Origin of the sequence: Nocardiopsis deserti, from assembly GCF_008638355.1 — a bacterium.
GTDB lineage: Bacteria > Actinomycetota > Actinomycetes > Streptosporangiales > Streptosporangiaceae > Nocardiopsis > Nocardiopsis alborubida.
This window is the reverse complement of sequence record NZ_VWVS01000036.1, coordinates 1-23,702: the sequence shown is the minus strand read 5'-3', so window position 1 is coordinate 23,702 and position 23,702 is coordinate 1. Positions and strand designations below refer to the sequence as shown.

Genomic DNA, 23,702 nt, shown 5'->3' with positions numbered 1-23,702 from the left:
GCGCCCACGTAGGGGTTGTCCACCCGCTCGCCCGTGCCGGGGTCCGGGTCCGGATCGGGGTCGGGGTCGGGGTCGGGGTCGGGTCCGGGGTCGACCAGGCCCTCACAGGCCACACCGTTCAGGACGAACTCGGCCGGGACGGCGTTGGAGCCCGAATACGTGGCCTGGAAGCCGAAGGTGACCGTGCCATCCGTCGCGATCGCGCCGTTGTACCCGGCACCGGTCGCCGAGACGCTCTGGCCGCTCTGGGAGACGGTGCCGTTCCAGGAGTTGGTGATCTGCTGGTTTCCGGCGAAGTCCCATTCCAGGGTCCAGCCGTTGACCGCGTCGCCGAGGTTGGTGATCTCCACGCTCGCGGTGAAGCCGGAGCCCCAGTCGTTGAGTTGGTAGTCGACCTCGCAACCGGCCGCGGCGCTGGCGGGGGCTGGCACGGCCGTGGCCAGTGCGGCACCCACGATCAGGGCCGATGTCGCGGCCAGGCCGCGTCGTGCGCCCGGACGTCTGTCCGGAGCGCGCAGGATTCTGCTCACCTCTTGCTTCTCCTCATGGTGGGGGGTGGTGCCAGAGGGACGAGAGTGTCGGGACGCGGGATCGCCGACTGATGCGTGGAATCCGGGTGGTCCGGGTGGTGCGGGTGGTGCGCGGGGCACGTCGTCCTCCGTGGAGGGTGTCGCGACGCGGGGGGATGTCCGCATGGATGGGAGCGCTCCCAGAACAGGAGCGCGGGGGTGGGATGGGCTGGGGGGACATGAACGCTCGCGCCCCCGCATGCAATCCGGGCCGCGTGTGACCCAGAACACTCGGGAGCGCTCCCATGAGAATAACCACCGCAGCTTCACATGTAAACACCCCGTAAAGAACAGCGTTCGGCATGTCGCGCGGCCTCGGCGAACCCCGGCTCCGCAGGGGAAGCGCACACCTCCCGCCCTGCCACGGCGCCCCTCGGGAATAGCCGGGGCGGACGCGCCGTTCCTCTGGTAGTTTCGCCAATAAACTACTTCTCAAGAAGCTTTTTGCTAGGGGGACAGATGGCGACCCGCACACTGGTGACCGTCTCGGCGGGGATGAGCACGCCCTCCTCGACCCGCCTGCTCGCTGATCGGCTGACCGCCGCCGCCGAGGCCTCGCTGCGCGAGCGCGGCGACGAGGTCCGCACCCGCACCGTGGAGCTGCGCGAGGTGGCGCACGACATCGTCAACGCGATGACCACCCGGGTGCCCACCGGTGAGCTGCGCGGTGTGCTGGAGGACGTCGCCGGAGCCGACGGGATCATCGCGGTGACCCCGGTGTTCAACGCCTCCTACAGCGGACTGTTCAAGTCCTTCTTCGACGTGGTCGACCCCGAGGACCTGGACGGCACGCCGGTGCTGATCGGCGCGACCGGGGGCAGCCCGCGCCACTCGCTGGTGCTGGAGCACGCGCTGCGGCCGATGTTCGCCCACACCCGCTCGGTGGTCGCGCCCACCGGCGTGTACGCGGCCTCGGAGGACTGGGGCTCGGGCGAGGGCGGCGGCCGCGAGCTGTCCCAGCGCGTCGAGCGCGCCGGACGCCAGCTCGCGGCGCTGGCCGCGGACCACTCCCCCGCGGCCGGGGACCCCTACGAGGAGCCGGTCCCCTTCGCCGACCTGATGTCGGGCCTGGGCGCCTAGGGTCTGTTTTTTGAACCGGCCTCAGCTTGTGGGGGGTGGTTCGGGCGCCCGAACACGGGCCGAAGCGAAGCGGAGGTCCCAAAAAACACTGTCTAGCCCCCCGCCCTCCGCCTGCCCGGGATCACCAGGGGACGGCGCCCTCGTCGTCGAAGAAGCCGCCGCGCGGCCCGTCGTCCGGCAGGGTGGCGAGCCGGAGCGCGATCGCCGCGCCCTGCTCGGGCGTCCGCGGCGCGTTGAACCCGGTGAAGTCGGTCGCCACGTAGCCCGGGCAGGCGGCGTTCACGATGACGTCCGTGTCGGCGAACCGGCGGGCGTACTGTGCCGTGACGCTGTTGAGCAGGGTCTTCGACGGCGCGTAGGCGGCCATGACCGGGCCGGTCCGTAGCGTCAACGAGCCCATGTTGCTCGACATGTTGACGATGCGCGGCGATTTCGCGCGGCTGAGCAGCGGGAGCATCGCGTTCGTCACCCGCACGGCCCCGAACACGTTCGTGTCGAGGACGGTGCGGACGACGTCGAGGTCGAGCGTGGTCGGATCCTGCGCGCCGCCGTCGATCCGGCCGGAGATGCCCGCGTTGTTGACGAGAACGTCGAGCCGCCCCGCCGTCTCCTCGACCGTCGCCGCCGCGGCGGCGACGCTGTCGTCGGAGGTGACGTCGAGCGCGACCCCGAACGCGTCGACGCCCGCGGCGCGCAGGCGCTCGACGGCCTCCCCCCGCCTGGTGTCGTCGCGGGCCCCCACCGCGACCGTGAAGCCCATCTCCCCCAGCCCCTGGGCGATGGCGAAACCGATTCCCTTGTTCGCGCCGGTGACCAGCGCGGTCTTCGTGTCGTTCACGAGGTCCATGCTCGTCGGAGCGCGCACGCACCGTCCAATACCGGCTCGGTCCGCCGTGATACCCCCCGGGTATCGGCCAGTAGGCTGCTCGCGTGGACGATCTCGAAACCCGCGAGCTCCGGTACTTCGTCGCCGTCGCCGAGGAACTGCACTTCGGGCGCGCCGCCGACCGGCTCGGAATCGCGCAGCCCCCGCTCTCGCGCGCGATCCGCCAGCTGGAGCGGCGGATCGGTGTCCGGCTCCTCGACCGGAACCGTCGCGGCGTGGCGCTCACCGACGCCGGCGGGGTGCTGCTCCGGGAGGCCGGAGCCGCCCTCGACGCGGTCGCGGCCGCCGCACGCCGGACACGGCGTGCCGGGGACCCGAAGCGGCCGCTGGTGCTCGTGACGAAGGCCGGGGCGTCCCATGAGCTGTTGCGAAGGCTCCTCGACGCGGCGGGGAGCGTACCCGGGGCGCCCCCGGTCGAGGTCCTCCTGTGCGAGGTCGGCGAACAGGCGGGGCTGCTCCGCGACGGGAGCGCCGACGTGGCTCTCATGCACCGCCCCTTCGACGACCTCGCCGGGTTCGACACCGAGGAACTCTGTGTCGAGGGCCAGGTCGCGATCCTTCCCGCCGAGCATCCGCTCGCCGCACGCGACCGGCTCACGCTGGCGGAGGTCGGCGACGTGCCGGACCTGCCGATCGCCCGGTGGCCCCGGCTCGACGGGACCTACCCGGACGGCCCCGGGCCGAAGGTGCGCACCCAGTCACAGCTCGCCCAGCTCGTGGCGCTCGGCAGGACGCTGCTCGTCATCCCCGCCTCCAGCCGCGCCTGGCAGTGGCCCGAACACGTCGCGGTGCCCGTCGTCGACGCTCCGGAGGCCACCACGGTGATCGCGTGGCCGTCGAGCAGCCGCTCCCGGGCGGTCGCCGCACTCGTCCGCGCGGCGGCCGGACTCCGCGAGGCCGCGCCGTGCGGCGGCTCCGGGCGGTCCGGCCAGGCCCTGTCGCCTTCCCCCGCCACGGTCGGGGGCGGCTGAGGCCGGGTCCGGGGCGCCTGGCCGGCCCGTCGGCCGTCCGCGCCCCACACACGGACGGACGACGGGCGCCCCGCCCGCGGTCAGCTCCCGTACTCGGCGCGGATGCGGTCGGCGAAGCGGGCGAAGTCGGCCCCGTGCAGGAAGGCCGAGCGCATGGTGCCGTGGTCGGCCACCCCCTGGCCCGCGATGTCGAAGGCGGTGCCGTGGTCCACCGACGTGCGCAGGATCGGCAGGCCCACCGTCACCGAGATCGTCCCGTCGAAGTCGAAGGTCTTGGCCGCGATGTGGCCCTGGTCGTGGTACTGCGAGAGCACCCCGTCGTAGTGGCCGGTCAGCAGGCGGTGGAAGACCGAGTCCGCCGGGACCGGTCCGACCACGTCGGCGCCCGAGGCGCGCGCCCGCTCCACGGCCGGGGCCAGGTGGCGGATCTCCTCGTCGCCGAAGGCGCCGTTCTCGCCGCCGTGCGGGTTGATCGCCGCCACCGCCAGGGTGGGCTCGTCGTGGCCGAACACGCGCAGCGCGGTGAGCGCCTCGGTGATCGCCCCCACCTGCTGCTCCTCGTTGATCCTGTCCAGCGCGCCGCGCAGCGAGACGTGCCGGGTGGCGAAGAAGATCTTCTTGCCGCGCACCACGAACATGGTGTTCTGGCGGGTGACGCCGGTCAGTTCGCCGAGCATCTCGGTGTGGCCGAGGTGGCGGCTGCCCGAGGCCCAGATGGCCTCCTTGTTGACGGGCCCGGTGACGATCCCGTCCACGCGCCGCTCCATCGCCGCACGCGTGGCGACCTCGATCGCGCGGACCGCAGCGGCCCCCGCGCGCGCGTCGACCCTGCCCCACTCCAGTTCGGTGTCGCCGAGTTCGCCGGTGTCGAAGCAGTCGACCACCCCCTCCTGCTCCGGCGGCAGGTCCCAGGAGGACACGGCGCGCACCCGCACGTCCAGGCCCAGGACGGTGGCCGCGCGGCGCAGCACGGCGGGGTCGGCGACGACCACCCCGCGCGCGGGGGCGGCGGCGCCCACCTCGGCCAGGGTGCGCACGGTGATCTCGGGGCCGATGCCGACGGGGTCTCCGACGGTGACGGCCAGGGTCGGGCGTTCAGTCATCTTCTCTTCTTCCGCTCGGGATCCGCGCGGACACCCCGCGCAGCCTGTCGTTGACCGTGTCGCGCAGCCGCGCCAGGCAGCGCGCGATGGTGTCCTGCTCCCCGACCAGGCCTCCCTTGGTGATGATCGGGGTGCCCTCCAGCGGCCCGCCGTCCAGGCGGCCGTGCACGGCCAGCGGGACGAGTTCGCCGCCCACGTCCAGGGCCCGCACGTCCAGGGCGGCGAGCAGGGCGGAGGTGACGTCGCCGCCGCTGGAGAACAGCGCGCTGGGGCGGGCCCGGGCGACGGCCCCGGCGACCAGGGCGGCGAGCATGCCGGGCATGGCGCGGCGCGCCTCGGCCGGGAGGCGCACGACGTCCTCGGCCGAGGCGCGGGTGCGCACGACCACGGCCGCGGGGAAGGGGTTCCGGGCCAGGGCCCGGTCCAGGAGCCGTGCGACCTCGTCTCGGTGGCCGGGGTCGGACGTGAAGCGCCGGGCGTCGACGTCGACGAACTCCGCCGAGGGGTCCTCGGCGACGGTGTCGAGCTGGCGCCGGGTCAGCTCGGTCGCGCTGCCCACCACCGCCAGGACCGGCCCGGGGTCGGGTGTGGTGCCGCGCAGACCCAGCTCGCGGGCCAGCAGCGCCCCGAACGGGCCGGGGTCGGCGGCCACCCAGACGGTGCCGTCCCGGCGGGAGGCCGCGGCCGCCGCCCGGGCGATGTCGGCCAGGTGGTCCTCGGTCACGGCGTCGCACAGCACGACGGGTTCGTCGCCCGCGAGCAGCTCTCCGACGAGGTCGGCGCGGGTGACCCGCCCCAGGGACAGGTGCCGCACGGCCAGGGCGCTCTGCTCGGCGACGAGGTCGGCGACCACGCTGGTACGGACCGGGTTCAGCGGGTCCAGGGCCAGCTGGGTGCGTTCCAGGGGGACCCCGTCGAGCAGCTGGACGCCGTCGACGGTGATCCGCCCGGAGGCGGGGTGGGCGGGGGCGAAGAGCACGCGGACGCGGACTCCGGACGGCGTGTGCTCGCGCACCGCCCTCCAGGCGGCCTCCAGTTCGGCGCCGACGTTGCCGCGCAGGGTGGTGTCGGTGCGCTTGACCACCAGGTCCACCGGCCAGAGCCGCGCCACGGTGTCGGCGACGAGCCCTGCGGCCTCGGAGGCGGGCAGGTGGCGGCTGTCCAGGTTGGCCACGACCGCGTCGTAGGCCGGGGCCGCCTCGGGGGCGTGTCCGGTGTCCACCGAGGCCACGCGCATGCCGGTCTGGGCGAAGCGCGCGCCGGTGGCGTTGGCTCCGGTGAGGTCGTCGGCCAGGACGAGGATCCGCGCCACGGGGTCCCCCTAACCCAGCACCAGGGCGGCGACGCACAGCAGCGGCAGGCTGGCCAGCCACAGCACGGTGGTCATCCCGCTCCACATCTTCATGGCGGCACCGCCGGACAGGCCGGTGAACCGGGTCACGACCCAGAAGTAGGAGTCGCTGACGTAGGAGAAGACGAAGGAACCGGCGCAGGCGGAGGCCACGGCGAGCGCGGGGTTGATCCCCGCCGCCGCCACGATCGGGGCGCTGAGGGTGGCGGAGGTGATGATGGCGACGGTTCCCGAGCCCTGGGCCAGCCGGACGAACGTGGCGATCACGAACGGCAGCAGGAACATCGGCACGGGCCAGCCGGAGACGGCCTCGGCGAGCGCGTCGCCCACGCCGGAGGCGCGCAGGACCTCGCCGAAGGCCCCTCCGGCGCCGGTGATGAACACGATCATTCCGGCCGAGGCGGCGGCCGCGGTCAGCCAGGAGACGACCTCCCTGCGCCCGGTTCCCCGGGGCGGCAGCGTGTAGACGGCGATGACCAGCCCGATGATCAGGGCGATGGCGGGGTTGCCGAGGAAGGCGAAGACACCGGCGACCGCGCTGCCCTCGGCGAGTGCGCCGGTGAAGGTGTTGCCGACGATGAGCAGCAGGGGCAGCAGCAGCGGGACGGAGGCGGTCAGCGCGCTCACGCCCGGGTCCGGCGGCTCCTGGCTGATGTCGCGTCCGGCGCCCGGGAGTGCGGCGCCGGACGCGGCGCCCCTGCCGGTGGCCGTGCCCGGTCCGCCCGCGGCGGCGTTCTCGGGGACCAGGCCCGGCTCCACGCTCGCCTCCAGGCGGGGTCCCACGTAGCGCGCGTAGAGCACCACGACCGGGACGAGCAGGATCGACATGGCCCCGCCGAGCAGGACGGTGGTGCCCAGGTCGGCTTCGAGGAGGCCGACGGCGGCGAGCGGGCCGGGCGTGGGCGGGACCAGGTGGTGGGTGATGGACAGCCCGCCCGCCAGGGCCAGGCTCATCACGACCAGCGGCCTGCCGTAGCGCCTGGCCAGGGAGCGGGCGAGCGGGTGCAGGATGACGAAGCCGGAGTCGCAGAAGACGGGGACGGACACGACCGCGCCGGTGGCGGTCATCGCCACGTCCTCGCGGCCCTTCCCGGCCATGCGGACGAAGGCCTTGGCCAGGGCGTCGGCGCCGCCGCTGCGCTCCAGGACGGTGCCGATCATCACGCCCAGGGCGATGACGATGCCGATTCCGGCGAGGGTGTTGCCGAAGCCGGTGGTCAGGTGCTCCACCAGTTCGGGGGCTGGGACGCCCGCGACCACGCCGGTGACCAGGGCTCCGGCGAGCAGTCCGACGAACGCGTCCAGCCGGGACCACACGATGAGGACGATGACGGTGCCGACGCCCAGGAGCAGTGCGGCGAGGAGCTGTACTTCCATACCAGGTGCCTTTCAGGGGGTCATTCCGGTCGCGTGCCCGCACCGACCGGAACGATGTGGGGGGTGCAGGCGGGATCGGCGTCGAGGGCCCCGCGCTCGCGGGCTCCGATCCCGTCGTCGGTGATCAGGCCGTAGGGCCCGGGGACGACCGCCCAGTACGGGTGGGGGCCGGAGCCGACCTTGCTGGAGTCGGCGACCACGAAGATCCGCCGGGCGCTGCGCATCTGGAGTTCCTTGGCGGCGGCGATCTCGGGGCTGGGGCAGTTGAGCCCCCGGCCGGGCAGGAGTCCGTCGGCGCCGATGAAGGCGATGTGCGGGGTGATGCGGTCCAGGACGCCGTGCGCGTAGTCGCCGACGATGGAGCCGCGTCTTCGCCGCACGCGCCCGCCGACCACGACGAGTTCGATGCCCTCGGCGTCGTGCAGCGCCGCCATGGGCCCGAGGCCGGAGGTGACCACGGTGGGCCCCGAGCGCCGGGCCAGGCGCTCGGCCACGAAGGTGGTGGTGCTCCCGGCGTCCAGCAGGACGACGTGGTCGTCCTCGACCAGCGCGGCGGCGTGGTCGGCGATGCGCCGCTTGGCGGGGGCGTTGCGCAGGCTCTTCTGGGTCCAGGACAGTTCGGCGCCCGCGGGCGCGGGGACCGCGCCGCCGTGGGTGCGGACCACCTTTCCTGCCCTCTCCAGCTCGCCCAGCCCGCGCCGCACGGTGGAGGGGCTGATGCCGAGTTCCCGCGCGAGGTCCTCGACCCTCTGCACGCCGTCGGTGACGGCGTCCAGCAGCCCTTGGTGCCGCATGATCACTCCTGCTTGTTTCGCGCATGTGAACAGGGTCATACTGCGCGCTTCACGCAGGGAAAAGCAAGAGGTCACGGCCCATTGTGCTCATAACGCGCATATAACGCCCGAGGAGTGCGGGCGCGGCCACCGCGCGGAGAACAGCGCGGCCGGGGACGTTTGGGCGGGGCGGCACACGGCTATGTCGCATAAGGCGTCGGAGAGGGCCGCCGCCAGGACTACGGAGCGTGCCGATGCGAAGACAGTTCATCAACGAGCCGGGCGACGTGGTGCCCGAGGCGCTGGAGGGGTTCGCGGCGGCCTGGCCGCAGCACGTGCGCCTCAACGCCGAACCCGCCTACGTCGTGCGCGCCCGCCCGGCCGCGGACAAGGTCGCGGTGGTCTCCGGCGGCGGCTCGGGCCACGAGCCCCTGCACGTGGGCTTCGTGGGCACCGGCATGCTCGACGCCGCCGTGCCGGGGGCCGTCTTCGCCTCCCCCACGGCCGTGCAGATCCGGGCGGCCTCGCAGGCGGCCGACACCGGCCGGGGCGTCCTGCACGTGGTCAAGAACTACACCGGCGACGTGCTCAACTTCCGCATCGCCGGTGAGCTGCTGGCCGACGCGGGCGTGCGGAGCGAGATCGTCCTGGTCGACGACGACCTGGCCACCGACACCGGTGACGGCGAAGGCCCGGGCCGCCGGGGCACGGCGGCGGTCGTGGCGGTGGAGAAGGTCTGCGGCGCCGCGGCCGAGCGCGGCGCCGACCTGGCGGAGCTGGCCGCGCTCGGGCGCCGGGTGGCCGAGCGCAGCCGCACCCTGTCCGTGGCGCTGGCCGCGGGCGCCCATCCGGGCGAGTCGCGGCCCTCGTTCGAGCTGCCCGGGGACGAGGTCGAGTTCGGCGTGGGCATCCACGGCGAGCGGGCCCGGCAGCGGCGGGCCTTCGGCCCCTCCCGCGAGCTGGTGCCCCCGATGGTCTCCCCGCTGGTGGAGGCGTTGGGGCTGGGGCGCGGGGACCGGGTGATCGCCATCGTCAACGGTCTGGGCGCCACACACGACCTGGAGCTGTACGGGGTGTTCCGCGAGGTGCGGCGCGTCCTGGACGCCGCCGGGATCGGGGTGGCCCGTTCACTCGTGGGGTCCTACGTGACCTCCCTGGACATGGCGGGCTGCTCGGTCACCCTGGTGGGGGCCGACGACGAGGTGCTGGAGCTGTGGGACGCTCCGGCCGCCACGCCCGCGCTCACCTGGTAGAACATCCGTCCCACCACAATCCGCACGGGAGCACCGGCATGGCAGAGCAGCTCAGTCCCTCCGACGTCGAGCGGTGGGTGCAGGCCTTCATCGGCGCGGTCGAGGAGGAGGGCGGGTACCTCACCGACCTGGACCGCCGCAGCGGCGACGGCGACTTCGGCACCAACATGACCACCGCGCTGCGCCGCACGCGCGAGGCCCTGGCCGACACCGCCGCCACGGGCGCGGCCGGGCAGCCCTTCGAGGTGATGGCGGAGACCTTCCTGGGCCACAGCGGCGGCACCAGCGGCCCGCTGTTCGGCATGTGGTTCCGCGAGTTCGCCAAGGCGGGCGCCGGAGCGGAGGCGTTCACCCTGGCGATGGTGGCCGAGGCCACCGCGAACGGGTGGGCGACCCTGCACCGGCTGGGGTCGGCCGAGGTCGGGGACCGCACCATGGTCGACGCCATCGCCCCGGCGTCGGAGGCCCTGTCCGGGGCGGTCGGCGGCGGCGCGGAGCTGCACGCCGGGCTGCGGGCGGCGGCGGAGGCCGCGCGGGAGGGCGCGGAGGGCACCAGCGGCCTGCTCGGCCGCCGGGGGCGCACCAGCTACGTGGGCGAGGCCGCCCTGGGCAGCCCGGACCCCGGCGCGGTGACCGTCGCCCTGTTCTACCGGGCGGCGCAGGGGGTCGTCGGGGACTGAACCCCGGCGCGGACGGCCGGGTGCTGCGGGCACAGCTACCTCTCGAACGGATGCGCGGCGAAGGCCCGCGGCGGGGGTCAGGCGCCGCCGAGGTACTCGACGAAACGCACCCCGGTCCCGCCCGGACCGCAGCTCACCCCGACCATGCGGCCGGTGAAACCGCCCGCGACCTCGGTCGACAGGTAGCGCCCGTCGATCCGGGCCAGTTCGGTGGTGCCCTCCGGGGTGCGGACCGCGGCGACGACCACGTCCGGTCCCCGTTCGCGGCTGTACTCGGGCGCCGTCGACGGCTCCACACGCAGTTCGAGCACCGTGTCCGCGGACGCGGGCGCCTCTCCGAGCACGGTGGTGAGCGGTCCGACCCGGGCGACGGCGCGCACCCGCGTACCCTCGACCTCCAGGGCGAACCGGTGGGCGGGGTCGACGCGGATCTCCAGGGCACCCGCGCCCCCGTCCGCGTCGATCCCGGCCCGGACGGTCATGGTCGTGTGCTCCTGGCGGCGGCCGACGAACACCCGCTCGTCCCCGGGAGGCGACATCCGCCACCGGTCCCGTGACCACCGCAGCACCCGGTCGGGGAGGACCCCGGCGCCGACCCAGTCGGGGCCGATCGTGCCCTCGCCCAGCGAGGCGCGCACCCGCGGCGGCTCCTCCGGCTCGACCGGCCCGGTGACCACGGGCCAGCCGTCGCGCCAGGCGACGTCGGCGGCGAAGGTCTCCCGGCCCAGCACGTGCCAGCCGGGGAAGGAGCCCGAGGGGCGCACTCCCAGGAACACCGCCGCCCACGACCCGTCGGGCCGTTCGACCAGGTCGGCGTGGCCGGTGTTCTGCACCGGACCCGGCGTCCCCCTGGCGGTCAGCAGGGGGTTGTGCGGGCAGGCCTCGAACGGGCCCTCCGGAGAGGGTCCCCGGGCGATCGTCACCGCGTGTCCGGGGCCGGTGCCGCCCTCGGCGACCATCAGGTACCACCACCGCCCCACCCGGTACAGGTGCGGCGCCTCCGGGTCCCTGCCCCCGGTACCGCTCCACAGCGGGCGCGGTTCGGACAGCAGGTCACCGGTGGCCGGGTCGAGGACGGCCTGGCGGATCCCGCCGTCCGACCACGTGAGCAGGCACCTGCCGTCTCCGTCCCACGCCAGGTCCGGGTCGATGCCGCCCGCGCCGCGGATCCGTACCGGCTCGGACCACGGACCGGCGGGGTCGGTCGCCGTCATCAGCAGGTGTCCCGGGCCGTCGGAGACGTTGGTGGTCACCAGGAAGAAGGTGCCGTCGTGGTGGCGCAGGGTCGGGGCGTAGACGCCCGAGGAGGGCGCGGCACCGGACAGCGCCAGCTGGGAGGGCCGGTCCATCACCGCGCCGATCCGCTCCCAGGCCACGAGGTCCGACGATCGGAACAGCGGGACCCCCGGCGCGTACTCGAAGCTCGAACACGCCAGGTAGAACACGTCGCCGACGCGGCACACCGTGGGGTCGGGGTGGAAGCCGCCGAGGATCGGGCGGGTCGGCAGGACACCGCCTCCGGGGGGAACTTCGGGCTCGCTCACCCCACGAGTGTGGCATGTCCCACCGGGTCGGGCCGGAGCGGGTCTGGCCGGGTCTGGTCGGGTCGGGTCGGGTCGGGTCTGGCCGGGTCGGGTCGGGTATGGCCGGGTCGGGTCCGCGGTGCCAGCCCCGCGACGCCGGTTCCTTGCGATGCCGACCCTGGGTGGTGGGTGGTGGGTGGTGGGTGATGGGTGATGGGTGGTGGGTGGTGGGTGTTTGCTGCGGTGGCGGAGCCTGCTGCGGTGGCACCAAAGGCAAGAGCGGCTACGGGAAGGCGACCAACGCCTGAGGTTCATGCGTGGTTGGCCGTTCCTGCGTCGGCAGCTGCCGCGAGGTGGTTTGGGAGAGCGACCAACGCCCGGGGTTCGGGGGTGGTTGCTCGCTCATGCGTTGGCAGCGAAGGCAGCGGGTGTTCGGGGTTCCCGTTCAACGCTCTGGCTGTGGATGGTGGCGGTGGCGGCGTCGGCACCAAAGGCAGTGGGTGTCCAGGGTCCCCGCTCAACACTCTGGCTGTGGGTGGTGACCGAGGTGGCGGCACCGGCTGCCGCGAGGTGGCTTGGGAGGGCGACCAACGCTTGGCGTTCGGGGATGGTGGGGCTTTGCTGCGTTGGCACCAAAGGCGAGCGGTCCCTCCGGCCTCGGGCAGCGGTACCGACCCCCGGTGGTGGGGGTGGGCGACGGTGGCAGCGACGACGGTGGGCGTTGGGCCCGGGCTGCATGTCGGGCGCGGGCATGCCAGGGCTCGGCACGGCCGGGGGTCATTCCCGGGGCGGTGGGTCCGGGTCCCCGCCGGGCGGATGGCCCCGTCCTTGTCCTCGGTGTTGGTGTGTGCGCAGTTCGCGTTGGTACTTGGCCCGGTTGTGCGGCCCGCACAACGGTTGCAGGTTCGCTACCACCGTGCGCCCGCCCCGGGAGAACGAGGTGACGTGGTCGGCCTGGCAGAACGAGATCGGCACCTCGCATCCGCCCGGGTGCGCACACGTGGCATGTCCGTGGAAAGCCGCCGTGCGCTGTCGGGCTGAGGCCAACCTGCGGCTGTGACCCACATCCAGCACCTGTCCGGTGGGCGGTGCGGTGAGCATCCGCACCACCTCGGAGTCCCCCGCGAGTTCGTGCACCACCCCGGCCGGAATGACGCGGCCGCGCTCGTCCAGAGCGGGCCTCTCCTGGCCTTCGGCGTTCAGGTAGGTCTGTACCGGCACCAGGATGCGGATCTGTACCAACGGAGCGGGAGCGTTGTCGCATCCGGTGTGGGTGGTGGCAAAGCGCAGTGCCGCGATGAGCGCGTCGTGCTCACGCTGGGACCGGGTGCGGGTGTCGTCCTCACTCGGTGGGGTGGTGAAGGTGTCGATGGCCGCGCGCACGACCAACGCGTCCCCGACCCCGCCCCAGGCCTGCAACTGGTAGCTGCCCTGAAACGTGTCGTGCACGCTCAGGCCACGCCCAGCGTGAGCGGCCTCGTGGTCGCGGTCCAGACGGTGCGGATCCATACGGTAGGCGACCTGGCGGGCCACCGCCTGGATCTGGTTGACCGACAACGCGGGCCGCTCCTGCTTGGCGGCCACCAACGCTGACTCAAACCCCTGCCGGTACTCCTGCTCATCGGGGAAATGCTGGGCGTCGCGGGTCTGGGCGGCTGTGTCGGTGGCCTTGGCGATCGCCACCGCCTCACCCAAGGCCACCGTGTTTTCCTCCAAGGCCTGGGCGGTGGCAGGCAAGGTCTCCTCATGCACGTGCTGGGCCAAACGGGCCAGATCCTTGGCCTGGGCGGTGGGCATCTTGCCGTGGTGAACCAGCCACTTGTCCAACGTGGAGTAACCGCTGTAGCGGGCCACCTCACCCCGCGCGTACAAACCCGCCATCCGCACCAACGCGCGCAAGCGGATCTTCTCCAGCTGCGCCCACAGGGCGGCGACTTCCTCAGCCGCACTCTCGTCCGCCCCCGGCGGTACCTCGGCGTCCCATGCCTGGTCGATGATCTCGCGCGCACCGGCCAGCGCGACCACGACCGGGGAGCACTCCCCGGGGGCCACGTCGGGCGCTGCAAGCATCATCTCCATACCTCTTATTATAAGCCAGCGCCCACCATTATTCCACTATTCACAGCCCTGGACTTCCTGCCTTTCTGGCTTTCTTCTCGGAGACCTGCCCCTGATTGGAAAGCCACAATTACGGCGATCCGAAAGGCGTCCGTAAATGCGCAACCAGAATGGTCGCTCGCTGTTGGTGCCACCGTCGCCCGCCCCGGCCACAGGGACCAAAGGCGTTGCCCGAAGCGGGAGGGTCCGCCTGCCGTTGGTGCCGACGCAGCAGAGCCCCACCACCCCCACGCCCTGGGCGTTGGTCGCCCTCCGCCAGTGGCTCCCGCCGTTGGTGCCGCTGTTCGTCGGACACCCCCGCCCCCACCGGACGCTGACCGCTTTTCGAAATCTGTTCCACTTCGCGGCAGCAGGTGCGCTTTCGTTGCCGCCAACAACCCCTGGCAGGAACAGCGCAGGGGAGAGACCTGAAGAAGGCCCCTCCCTACCCCTAGATTAGTTATTCCCGTTGGGGTGTCGGCTGCTTGGCGGCTGCTTGTCAACTGCTTCAGGTTGTCAGCTGCTTCTTGTCAGCTGCTTCAGGGCATGCCGCAGTGGACCGGGGTGGGATCCCCCCTATTTCCAGAAAACCATCCCCACCCCACCGCGGAACACCCCCAACCACCACCTGTGGAAAACGTGACCGCTCGTGGAAAACATGGCCGCCTCGACGTTCCCGCTGCCGAGTGGGCAGGAGACAAAACCCCTCTTCCCACGAAACCGTCTAGGCGTCGATGGTGAGCTCGCCCATCCGGTCCCAGCCCTCGCCCTCCACGGTCCGGCTGACGATGAGCGGGGTCTCGGTGAGCAGCGGCTTCATGGCGGCCAGTCCGTCGCGGAAGTGGTCGCTGCCGACGTGCGCCTCGGCGGCGCCGTCCTTGAACGCCTCGATGAGCACGAACTCGTTCTCGCGCTCGACGCTGCGGGACCACTCGAACCACAGGTTGCCCGGTTCGGCGCGGGTGGCCGCGGTGAAGTCGGCGACCGCGTCCAGGAACCCGTCCCCGACCTCGGGCCTGACCCGGAACTTGACGACGATGAGGATCATCGCCCCTCCTCACTGTTGGTGCTGCGGGACGCGGTGTGCCGTGCCCCGCCCCCACTTTCCCAGAACCGGCGGCCGCGGCGGCCGCCGGACGGACCGGGGTGAAACGTTTCACAGGACCGGGGTGCTCTCACCGGCGGCGGGACGGCTCGCCGCCCTCCTGCGCCGCGATGCCCACGGCGCCGCGGTACCCGTCCCCCTCCATGGCCGACATCGCGTCGAGCGCGGAGTCGGACACGGGCAGCAGGTGGGCGTCGACCCAGGTGTCCCCCGCGGCGTCGTTGGTCCACGGGTCCTCGATCACGACCGCGCCCGGCACGGCGCCGTGGCAGAGCACCCAGTGCGGCACGTCGAAACCCTGCATCGCGGCCAGGGAGACCAGCAGCAGGACGCACTCCCCCCGGGAGATCGCGCCGCGGACGCCCTCCAGCGAGAGGCGGCGCGGGTCGAGCGGGACCCCGGCCCGCACCGCGTCCGCCCGCGACGCGCGCTGGAGGACGGCGCGCCACTCCCTCTCGTCCTCGGCGTAAGAGTCGAGCATGACCGGCCGGTCCACGTCGAGGAACACCGTGACGGGCGAGGACGGCCAGGCCCGGCGCACGGCCACGCCCAGCCCGACGGGCTCGCAGGCGGGGAAGTTCGTCGCGTCGCGCCACAGCGTCAGCTCCGCCGGGCGGTCCAGGGACTCGCGGGGCGCCGCCCCGGCCCGCACCTGCGCGACCAGGGCGGTGACGGCTCCGCACGTGAAGTTCGTCGACTGCCGGTAGTACGGCGGTTCCTCCTCCAGCCCCCCGTCCAGCCAGCGGACGTAGCCCGTGCGCGGGCGGCTGGCGTCCTCGGGCGCCCCGCGCGGGGCCTCCAGCGGCACGAAGCCGACGGCCGCGGCGTCCTCGGCTCCGACCGTCCACCCCTCCCACTTGACCTGTACGAGCCCCCTGCCCCGCGCGTGCGCCAGGACCGCCTCCGCCGCGGCGGGCACGTCGCCGACGGCGTCGACGATCTTGGCGTAGGCCGTCCGGGGGCGCGCCGTCACCAGCGCGGCGGCGGCCCAGCCCTCCCCCGTGCCGTCGGGGACGGCCACGATCTCGGGTGCGTAGGACGAGCGGTCGACCGCTCCCCAGCGTTCGAGCACCCGGTCGGAGGCGATCCGCTCCAGCGGCGCGGGCGGGGCGGCCGGGTCGAACGGTACGACGGCCGGGGCGGGCGCGTCGGGGCTGTGAGGTGGCATTCGCTACTCCTGGTGGGGATCAGAGGGGGCCGACACGGCGGTTCACGCGCGGGAGCGGCGCAGCAGCCAGACGAGGTAGGGGGCGCCGACCAGGGCGATCATGAGCCCGGCCGGTAGCTGGGCCGGGGCCAGGAGCGTGCGCCCGAGGGTGTCCGCCACGCAGACCAGCAGTGCGCCCAGCAGCATCGCGACCGGGACGCTGCGCCCGTGCCGGGCGCCGACCAGCGCGCGGGCCAGGTGCGGCGCCACGAGCCCGACGAAGCCGACGACCCCGACCGCGACCACGCTGACGGCGGCGAGGACCGCGGCGACGGTGAGCAGTACCAGCCGCATCCGCTCCACCCGCATGCCGAGGATGCGGGGCGTGTCCTCGTCGACGGCGAGCAGGTCGAGGTGACGGGCCAGGCCGAGCACCAGCGGCGCCGCGAGGACGAGTGCCACGGCGACCGGCACGACCTCCGGCAGGGTGCGCCCGTAGGTCGTGCCGGACAACCACGTGAAGATGCGCGGTGTCTGCCAGGGATCGGCGCGCAGGAGCAGGAACGTCGTGACCGCGCTCAGGCTGTACCCGCACCCGATGCCGATCAGGACGAACCGGTCCGGACGCAGTCCGCCCCTCCAGGCCAGCACGGCGATCAGCGCGAACGTGGCCAGGCCCGTGAGGACCGACGTGGTGACCAGCGAGGGCAGACCGGCCCTCGCGCTGGAGGTCACCACGATCACCGCCCCCAGCCCGGCTCCGGCGGTGATGCCCAGCAGTCCCGGCTCCGCGAGCGGGTTGCGCACGGTGCTCTGGACGGCGCTCCCGGCCAGGGCGAGCGCCGCTCCGGCGAGCACGGCGGCGGCCACGCGGGGGACCCGTTCGTCCAGGGACCGGCCGATCAGGTCCGGTGCGGTCCCCTGGAGCCACAGGGCGACGTCCCCGGTGCGCAGCCACAGGCTGCCCGCGAGCAGGCCCACGAGCACCGCCGCGACGAGCAGGGCCACCGCGACGAGCAGGACGCCGAGGAAGCGTCGCCGCGTGCGCGGTCCGGTCCGCGCGCCCGGGGGCCGACGCACCGGGCCCGCGTCGCGCAGGCGCAGGGCCAGGACCACGATGAGCAGGCCGCCGAGCACGGCCGTCGGCACTCCCGTGGGGATCGAGGCGGCGCCCTCGGCGCCGAGCAGCGCCCGCAGCCCGGCGTCCGCGAGCAGGATCAGGAGTGCGCCGAGGAGCCCGGAGACGGTCACGAGCAGCAGGTGCCTTCGCAGCGGCCGGACGCGGCCGGCGAGCAGGCGTGCCAGCACGGGCGCGCCCAGGCCGACGAAGGCGATCGGACCGGCCAGCGTCACCGCCGCTCCGGTGAGGAGCACCGCGCAGAGCACCGCGGCGGTCCGGGTCGAGCGCAGGGGCACGCCGAGCGAGGCCGCGGTGTCGTCGCCCAGGCCCAGCACGTCCAGCCGTCGGCTCAGCAGCAGCGCCGCGCCCAGCACGGCGGCGATGAGCGGCATCGCGCGCAGGGACGCGTCGATGTTGAGCTGGGCGAGGGAACCGCTCCCCCAGGCGAAGAGGCCGGTGGTGTTCTCCTTGAACAGGATCAGCAGCATCGCGGTGGCCGCGTCCAGGGCCATCGCGGTCGCCGACCCGGCCAGGATCAACCGGGTCGTGGCCGTTCCGGCGGCGTTGCCCGCCAGTCCCAGCACGAGGACCGCGGCCAGCAGCCCTCCGGTGAAGGACACCAGACCGGAGGCCCACAGCGGGACGGCGAACCCGAACGCGGCCGCCAGGGTGAGGGCGAGGTAGGACCCCGCCGTGACCGCGAGGGTGTCGGGAGAGGCGAGCGTGTTGCGTGTGACCGACTGCAACAGCGCCCCGGCGACACCGAGGGCGAAGCCCACGGCCACACCGGCGAACAGGCGCGGAAGCCGCGATCCGGTCAGCACGTCGCCGACCGGCACCCCGCCGACGGCCTCCCGCTCCCCGGCCGCGTAGCGCGCCAGGTCCCACCACCCCACACCGGAGGTTCCCTGCGTGAGGTGCCACACGGCCACCGCGAGAACCACGGTGACCAGGCCTGCGAGGACCGCCGCCCCGGCGGCGCCGCCGCGCACGCCGACGCGCGGCAGCGGGGACCGCCGGGGCGGGGCCTGAACCGGTCCGCTCATTACTGGGTGATCGCGTCGGCGAAGGCGTCGACCGCCTGCGCGGTCGAGCGAGGGCCGCCCGCGCCCCAGATCCGCGGGGGGAAGGCGTGCGCCCGGTCCTCCTCGACGGCCGGGAGGGAGTTCCAGATCGGGTTCTCCTCCAGCGCCTCCACGTAGCCGCCGACGCCCTCGTCGTTGGCGTAGAAGAGGTTGGCCCCGCCCACGGCGGTGAGTCCCTCGACGTCGGTCTGTGCCAGGCCGTAGGAGGGGTTGACACCGCCGTCCCCGTAGGCCTCGTTGATCTCGTCGGTCCAGACCGGGGTCATTCCGAGCTCCTCGCCGAGAGCGGTGAACAGCGCGCCCTCGCCGTAGGGCCGGATGGTGAGGTTGCCGCCCTGGAGCCACCCGTCGAAGTACAGGAAGTCCGTCGTCGACAGGTCGGCGGCGGCCACCCGCTCCTTGGCCTCGGCGAGGTGGGTGTCGAACTCCCCGATCACCTGGTCGGCCCGCTCGGTGCGCCCCGTGGCCTCGCCGATCATCCGGAAAACGCGCCGCATGTTCCCGACGGGGTCGGCCGGGTCGGCGCCCAGCGTGACGAGGACGGGCACCCCGCGCTCCTCCAGCTGCGCGATGATCCCGTCGTCGGCGCTGAAGGCCTCCACGATGACCAGGTCGGGGTTTTGCGCGTAGAGGGTGTCCAGGTCGGGCTCCTCGCGGCTGCCAACGTCGGTCACGCCCTCGGGCAGTTCCTCGGCGGTCACCCACGTGCTGTAGCCCTCCGTGTCGGAGACCGCCACGGGGGTGACGCACAGGGTGAGCGCGTCCTCGACCTGCTGCCACTCCAGGACGGCGATGCGCTCGGCGGGCTGGTCGAGCTCCACCTGTCGGCCGACTCCGTCGGTCAGCGACACCGGGCCCGTGGACGTGGTCGTGGTGTCCTCGGCGCAGCTCTCGGAGGCGGGCGCGGCGACGCCGCCGGTCTCGGCCTCCTCGACGTTGGTGGTGCCGCATCCTGTCGCGGCGAGGACGAGGGCGGCGCAGGCCGCGGTCGCGAGATGGGGGAGACGGCTCATGGGTGGTTCTCTCTGTTCTGTTCTTCGGCGTTCGGGTGGTCCGCGGCCGCGGACCGGGAACGGGCCGTGTGGCGGCCCACGGGGTCGATGCGCGGGCGCCCGGTCCGGGGGTCGTGGGCGACCTCGACCCGGATTCCGTAGACCTCGCTGAGGTTGTGGCTGGTGAGGACCTCGGCCGGGGCGCCCGCGGCGTGGACGCGTCCGGCGCTCAGCAGCAACAGCGTGTCCGCGACGCGCGACGCGTGGTCGAGGTCGTGCAGCACGACGCCGACGGCGGCCCCGTGGTCCTCGGCGAGGTCGCGGATCAGGTCGAGGGTCTCGACCTGGTAGCGCAGGTCCAGGTGGTTGGTGGGCTCGTCCAGCAGCACCACCCCGGTGTCCTGGGCCAGGCAGGTGGCGAGCCAGACGCGCTGCATCTCTCCGCCGGAGAGCTGTCCGGCCGCCCGGTCGGCCATGTCCCGTACCCCGGTGGCGTCCATCGCGCGTTCGATCGCGCTCCGGTCCCGCGCGGAGAGCCCCGCGAGGCCGTGCCGGTAGGGGTGGCGTCCGAACGCGACGACGTCCCGGACCGCCAGCCCCTCCGGCGTGGGCCGGGCCTGGGCGAACAGGGTGACCTCCCTGGCGAACCGGCGTGCGCTGAGCAGGGACACCGGGCGCTCCGGCCGCCCGTCCCGGCCGCCGAGCGTGACGTGTCCCTCGTCGACGCGGTGCAACCGGGCGAGCGAACGCAGGAGCGTGGACTTGCCGCTGCCGTTGGGCCCCACCAGGGCGGTCACGCGCCCGGTCTCCAGGGACAGCGAGGCCCCGTGGACGACCGTGGACCCGCCGTAGCTCAGGACCAGCCGGTCCCCGCTCAGGGCGTGCGCCCGCGTCACGGCGCTGCGCACGCCGGGCGTGCCGGGGCTGCGGCGGCCGGGGCGGAGGACGGACGCGGCACGGGGCGGACGGCACCGCGGGCGGGGTGCGCGAGCCGCCCGACCAGTGGGTTCGACCGAACACGCACACGATCGCCCGGCCGGGAAATTAGGTTAGCCTTCACTCACTCAGGATAGATTCGGCCGCTCCGTGGCTGCAATCAGGACTTCCGGACACCGGATACGGAATTCCGGTCAACGGCAGCCCGGGAGGCGCCGAAGTACGTCCCCGGGGTGGTGCCCATCACGCGCCGGAAGGCGTCGATGAAGGTGCTGGTCTGGGCGTACCCGAGGAGTTCGGCGGCGTCCTGCACCTCGCACCCCTCCCCGAGCAGCATGAGCGCCCGGTGGATGCGCAGTGACTGCCGCCACTGCGCGAACGAGAGCCCGGTGGCGGCGCGGAAGGCGCGGCTGACCGTGCGGGGGCTGACTCCCAGGTCGCGCGCCCACTCCTCCAGGGAGCGGTCGTCGGCGGGGTCGCGCAACAGGGCGTCGGCGATCACGTCGGCCCTGGCGTCGCCGGGCAGGCGCAGCGCGAGCTGGGGACGCGAGGGCTCCAGCACGTCGAACACGACCGCCTCCGCGCGCGAGCGCGCCCCGGCGTCGAGGTCGGTGCGGGCCAGGCGCATCAGCAGTGACTCCAGCACCGGAGTCATCGCGATGGCGGTCGGGCCCTCGAAGGCGACCGGCGTGCGGTCCGGGGCGAAGAAGGCGGTGTGGAGTTCGGCCTTCGCCGTCAGCCGGCCGGCGTGCACCTCCCCCGCGGGCACCCACAGCCCGCACCCCTCGGAGACGGTGAAGACACGGTCGCCGACGCGGGCGGTCAGCGCCCCGCAGCGCACCCACACCAGCTCGTGCGCGGGGTGCGCGTGCGGCTCCCACTCCGCGGGGGCGCCCGGCACGTGCGACTCCGCGATGATCACGAAGGCCTCCGCGGCGCCCTGCGGAAGCGGGGCGGCCCGCCGCACCAGAGTGCTCGGCTCGCGCCGCCAGGCCCCCAGGCCCGCGCCCCCGCCGGAGGGTGCGGCCGTCCCGGGCGTTGCGCTGCCGGTGCGCTCCGGGATCGGAGAAATGGGCGACATGTCCTTATTGTCGCAGTCGGCGCGGGATGCGGCGCCCGGGCGGGACGGCCGTACGCCGACCCTCAGCGGACGGCCCGGCGAACCGTTACCAGTGTTGACCCTCACACGGACGCACACTGTGGCCTGCGATAGTGTGGAAAGTCGTCGTCGCGCCGCCCTCGGTGGGACCCAGGGGGTCCGCTCTCCCCCTCGTCCCCCGCCGTCAGTGCCCGTCGGCGACCGGGCAGGGCTGCGTCTGACGCTCCGCCCCACTCCATGCCGCGCCTGCCGCGCTGGCCGTGAGACCGGGCGGTCGTTCCCGGCGGCCGCCACGCGCGCACAGCGCATGGAACTTCAGATACCGGCTGCGGCGCGTCCCGGCCGGTGCTTCCATTCGAGGGGCTTCCTCTACTCCATGTTCTCCACTCTGCGCTCACGCGCGTCCGCGCGAGGCAGACGTACCGACTTCTGGGTCATGGGCGTGTCCGGCGCCTTCATGACCGTCTTCGTCGCGGCCGCCCTGGTCTCGCCCGGTGTGGTCGGGACCGCCGTGGACACGGCCTTCACCTGGTCCGCGCGCTGGTTCGGCGCCTACTGGCAGCTGCTGATGCTGGCCACCTTCGTCGTCATCACCATCCTGGCCTTCTCCCGCTACGGCCGGGTGCGCATGGGCGGCTCCGGCAGGCCCGAGTTCAACCGGTTCACCTGGGTCGCGATGATCACCACCACCCTGCTCGCCGCCGGAGGGGTGTTCTGGGCCGCGGCCGAACCCATCGCCCACTACTCCTCCCCGCCCCCGCAGTACGCCGACCAGGCGGACGAGGGATCGGCCGCCGCCATCGCGATGGCGCAGAGCTTCGTGCACTGGGGCTTCATCGGCTGGGCGATCGGCGGTGCGCTGGCCACCCTGGTCATGATGCGCGGGGTCGAGAAGGGCATGCCGCTGCGTCCGCGCACCCTGCTGTGGCCGCTCATGGGCGAGCGCATCCGCACGCACTGGATCGGCACGGTCGTCGACATCAGCTGCGTGCTCGCCGTGGTGGCCGGGACCGTGGGGCCCATCGGCTTCCTCGGCCTCCAGATCTCCTACATCTGCAGCCAGCTGTTCGGGCTGCCCGACACCTACGCCGTCCAGGCGCTGATCATCCTGGGCCTGACCGTGGTGTCCGCGGTGTCGGTGCTCAGCGGGATCCACAAGGGCATCCAGCTGCTGAGCCGGGCCAACGTCTGGGTGGCGCTGGTCCTCATCCTGGCCGTCCTCGGCATGGGGTCGCTGCCCTTCGTCGCGGACCTCTACATCCAGGCGAGCGTGGTGCACGCGCAGGAGTTCCTGCCCATGGCCCTGTACACCGGCGACGAGCAGTGGCTGGGGTACTGGACCCTGTTCTTCTTCGGCTGGTTCCTGGGCTTCGGTCCGATGATGGCGATCTTCTTCGCCCGCATCTCCCGGGGCCGCACCGTACGCGACATCTACGTCGGGGCGACGGTGCTGCCCACGGTGGTGACCTCGGTCTGGTTCACCGCGCTGGGCGGCACCGGCATCTGGCTGGAGAAGCAGGACCCGGGGGTGATCACGGGCCCCTACGCCCAGGACGGCCTGCCCGCCGCGGCGCTGGCCATCCTGGAGGCGCTGCCGCTGACGGCGGTACTGGGCGTGCTGACGGTGATCGTCGCGCTGATCTTCCTGGCGTCCACGCTCGACTCGATGTCCTACGCCATCTCGGTCTCCAGCATGCACGAGGGCGAGCCCTCGGGCGTGGTCCGCGCGTTCTGGTGCGTGGGGATGGGCCTGGCCGCCGTCGCGCTGCTCCTGGTGGGGGACGGCGGGATCCAGGCGTTGCAGTCCTTCATCGTGGTGACCGCGGTGCCCGTCGGCCTGATCATGCTGCCGACGCTGTGGACCACGCACCCGCTGCTGCGCGACATGGCGATCGAGCAGGGCATCGTCGTTCCGCGCCCGTCCCCGGCCGAGGACGGCGACGAGGACGGGGCCCGCGCGCCGCGGACCGAGGAGCCGGTCGGCTAGGGGCACTGCGGTGGGCCCCGTCGTGCACGGACCCCCGTCCGGGTTCCCGACACGGCGGGGCCCGGGTCGCGGACGTACTCGCGTCCGCGGCCCGGGCCGGAGTGGTCGTCCTACCGCTGGCCGTCCTGGCCGGGCGCGGTCCGCTCACCCTGTCGGGCCGCCAGCAGAGAGGCGTGGGTGGGCGCGTCGGGCACGTGCGCGGGCCGCCCGGCGGCGAACTCCTTGCGCAGCACCGGCACGACCTCCTCGCCGAGCAGGTCCAGCTGCTCCAGGACCGTCTTGAGCGGCAGGCCCGCGTGGTCCATGAGGAAGAGCTGGCGCTGGTAGTGGCCGAAGGAGTCGCGGAAGCCCAACGTGCGGTCGATGACCTGCTGGGGGCTGCCGACGGTCAGCGGGGTCTCGCGGGTGAACTCCTCCAGGGAGGGGCCGCCGCCGTAGACCGGCGCGTTGTCGAAGTAGGGCCGGAACTCCTTCACCGCGTCCTGGGAGTTCTTGCGCATGAACACCTGCCCGCCCAGGCCGACGATGGCCTGGTCGGCCTTGCCGTGTCCGTAGTGCTCGAAGCGGC

Annotated in this window: 19 protein-coding genes and 1 pseudogene; 5 read left to right on the top strand and 15 right to left on the bottom strand. The window is 73.4% G+C overall.

Features of this window, described 5'->3' with window-relative positions; genetic code table 11:
* Positions 1-530, bottom strand: a 530-nt coding sequence (locus FYW99_RS31125) for a cellulose-binding domain-containing protein (protein WP_190394892.1), incomplete at its 3' end; no start/stop codon positions are given.
* A gap of 498 nt (positions 531-1,028) precedes the next feature.
* On the opposite strand from FYW99_RS31125, the gene FYW99_RS31120 reads away from it, so the two are divergent.
* The gene (locus tag FYW99_RS31120) at positions 1,029-1,649 is read left to right on the top strand and encodes an FMN reductase (RefSeq protein ID WP_150256116.1); all 621 of its coding nucleotides are present in this window, start codon (positions 1,029-1,031) and stop codon (positions 1,647-1,649) included.
* A gap of 121 nt (positions 1,650-1,770) precedes the next feature.
* Here FYW99_RS31120 and FYW99_RS31115 read toward each other — a convergent pair whose 3' ends face one another.
* Positions 1,771-2,496: an SDR family oxidoreductase gene (locus FYW99_RS31115; RefSeq protein ID WP_150256122.1), complete on the bottom strand. Its 726-nt coding sequence runs from the start codon at positions 2,494-2,496 to the stop codon at positions 1,771-1,773.
* A gap of 83 nt (positions 2,497-2,579) precedes the next feature.
* On the opposite strand from FYW99_RS31115, the gene FYW99_RS31110 reads away from it, so the two are divergent.
* Positions 2,580-3,506 carry a LysR family transcriptional regulator gene (locus FYW99_RS31110; RefSeq protein WP_150256114.1) on the top strand — a complete coding sequence of 309 codons (927 nt, stop codon included), beginning with the start codon at positions 2,580-2,582 and terminating at the stop codon, positions 3,504-3,506.
* A gap of 80 nt (positions 3,507-3,586) precedes the next feature.
* Here the strand turns inward: FYW99_RS31110 and pdxA are convergent, their stop codons facing one another.
* The 4 genes from pdxA to FYW99_RS31090 are packed head-to-tail and all read right to left on the bottom strand — an operon-like array spanning position 3,587 to position 8,131.
* A complete protein-coding gene (gene pdxA / locus FYW99_RS31105) occupies positions 3,587-4,609 on the bottom strand; it encodes a 4-hydroxythreonine-4-phosphate dehydrogenase PdxA (protein ID WP_150256111.1) in 1,023 nt (340 codons plus the stop codon).
* On the bottom strand, positions 4,602-5,921 hold the full coding sequence (locus tag FYW99_RS31100; RefSeq protein WP_150256109.1) for a four-carbon acid sugar kinase family protein: 1,320 nt from the start codon (positions 5,919-5,921) through the stop codon (positions 4,602-4,604). Before FYW99_RS31100 ends, pdxA begins: the two co-directional genes overlap by 8 nt.
* A 9-nt stretch (positions 5,922-5,930) precedes the next feature.
* Positions 5,931-7,337, bottom strand: a complete 1,407-nt coding sequence (locus FYW99_RS31095) for a GntP family permease (RefSeq protein WP_150256107.1) — start codon at positions 7,335-7,337, stop codon at positions 5,931-5,933.
* Positions 7,338-7,357: 20 nt separating this feature from the next.
* A complete protein-coding gene (locus tag FYW99_RS31090) occupies positions 7,358-8,131 on the bottom strand; it encodes a DeoR/GlpR family DNA-binding transcription regulator (RefSeq protein ID WP_150256105.1) in 774 nt (257 codons plus the stop codon).
* Positions 8,132-8,364: 233 nt separating this feature from the next.
* Between FYW99_RS31090 and FYW99_RS31085 the strand changes: the two genes are divergently transcribed.
* Together FYW99_RS31085 and FYW99_RS31080 are read left to right on the top strand one after the other, a co-directional pair.
* Positions 8,365-9,363 (top strand): dihydroxyacetone kinase subunit DhaK, encoded by a 999-nt coding sequence (locus tag FYW99_RS31085; protein WP_150256103.1) that lies wholly within the window; start codon positions 8,365-8,367, stop codon positions 9,361-9,363.
* Positions 9,364-9,401: 38 nt separating this feature from the next.
* Complete coding sequence (locus FYW99_RS31080) at positions 9,402-10,043, top strand: DAK2 domain-containing protein (protein ID WP_150256101.1); 642 nt, start codon at positions 9,402-9,404, stop codon at positions 10,041-10,043.
* Positions 10,044-10,120: 77 nt separating this feature from the next.
* Here the strand turns inward: FYW99_RS31080 and FYW99_RS31075 are convergent, their stop codons facing one another.
* The 8 genes from FYW99_RS31075 to FYW99_RS31035 form a co-directional block, all read right to left on the bottom strand.
* Positions 10,121-11,587, bottom strand: a complete 1,467-nt coding sequence (locus FYW99_RS31075; RefSeq protein WP_150256099.1) for a glycoside hydrolase family 43 protein — start codon at positions 11,585-11,587, stop codon at positions 10,121-10,123.
* A 756-nt stretch (positions 11,588-12,343) separates the two neighbouring features.
* Positions 12,344-13,636 (bottom strand): HNH endonuclease signature motif containing protein, encoded by a 1,293-nt coding sequence (locus FYW99_RS31070; protein WP_150256120.1) that lies wholly within the window; start codon positions 13,634-13,636, stop codon positions 12,344-12,346.
* A gap of 751 nt (positions 13,637-14,387) precedes the next feature.
* Positions 14,388-14,711: a putative quinol monooxygenase gene (locus FYW99_RS31060; protein WP_150256095.1), complete on the bottom strand. Its 324-nt coding sequence runs from the start codon at positions 14,709-14,711 to the stop codon at positions 14,388-14,390.
* Between the two features lie 127 nt (positions 14,712-14,838).
* Positions 14,839-15,936: a peptidase C39 family protein gene (locus tag FYW99_RS31055; RefSeq protein WP_150256093.1), complete on the bottom strand. Its 1,098-nt coding sequence runs from the start codon at positions 15,934-15,936 to the stop codon at positions 14,839-14,841.
* Between the two features lie 42 nt (positions 15,937-15,978).
* Positions 15,979-18,081 carry an iron ABC transporter permease gene (locus tag FYW99_RS31050; protein WP_150256091.1) on the bottom strand — a complete coding sequence of 701 codons (2,103 nt, stop codon included), beginning with the start codon at positions 18,079-18,081 and terminating at the stop codon, positions 15,979-15,981.
* A complete protein-coding gene (locus FYW99_RS31045) occupies positions 18,081-19,133 on the bottom strand; it encodes an iron-siderophore ABC transporter substrate-binding protein (RefSeq protein ID WP_150256089.1) in 1,053 nt (350 codons plus the stop codon). The genes FYW99_RS31050 and FYW99_RS31045 overlap by 1 nt, the downstream gene beginning before the upstream one ends.
* A complete protein-coding gene (locus FYW99_RS31040; RefSeq protein WP_150256086.1) occupies positions 19,130-20,020 on the bottom strand; it encodes an ABC transporter ATP-binding protein in 891 nt (296 codons plus the stop codon). The genes FYW99_RS31045 and FYW99_RS31040 overlap by 4 nt, the downstream gene beginning before the upstream one ends.
* Before the next feature lie 188 nt (positions 20,021-20,208).
* The gene (locus FYW99_RS31035) at positions 20,209-21,129 is read right to left on the bottom strand and encodes a helix-turn-helix domain-containing protein (RefSeq protein WP_223839858.1); all 921 of its coding nucleotides are present in this window, start codon (positions 21,127-21,129) and stop codon (positions 20,209-20,211) included.
* Positions 21,130-21,523: 394 nt separating this feature from the next.
* Here FYW99_RS31035 and FYW99_RS31030 point away from each other — a divergent pair, with 394 nt between their 5' ends.
* The gene (locus tag FYW99_RS31030; protein WP_150256084.1) at positions 21,524-23,134 is read left to right on the top strand and encodes a BCCT family transporter; all 1,611 of its coding nucleotides are present in this window, start codon (positions 21,524-21,526) and stop codon (positions 23,132-23,134) included.
* Positions 23,135-23,244: 110 nt separating this feature from the next.
* On the opposite strand, the pseudogene FYW99_RS31025 reads toward FYW99_RS31030, so the two are convergent.
* A pseudogene (locus FYW99_RS31025) lies at positions 23,245-23,702 on the bottom strand (5,10-methylene tetrahydromethanopterin reductase); the annotation flags it as partial.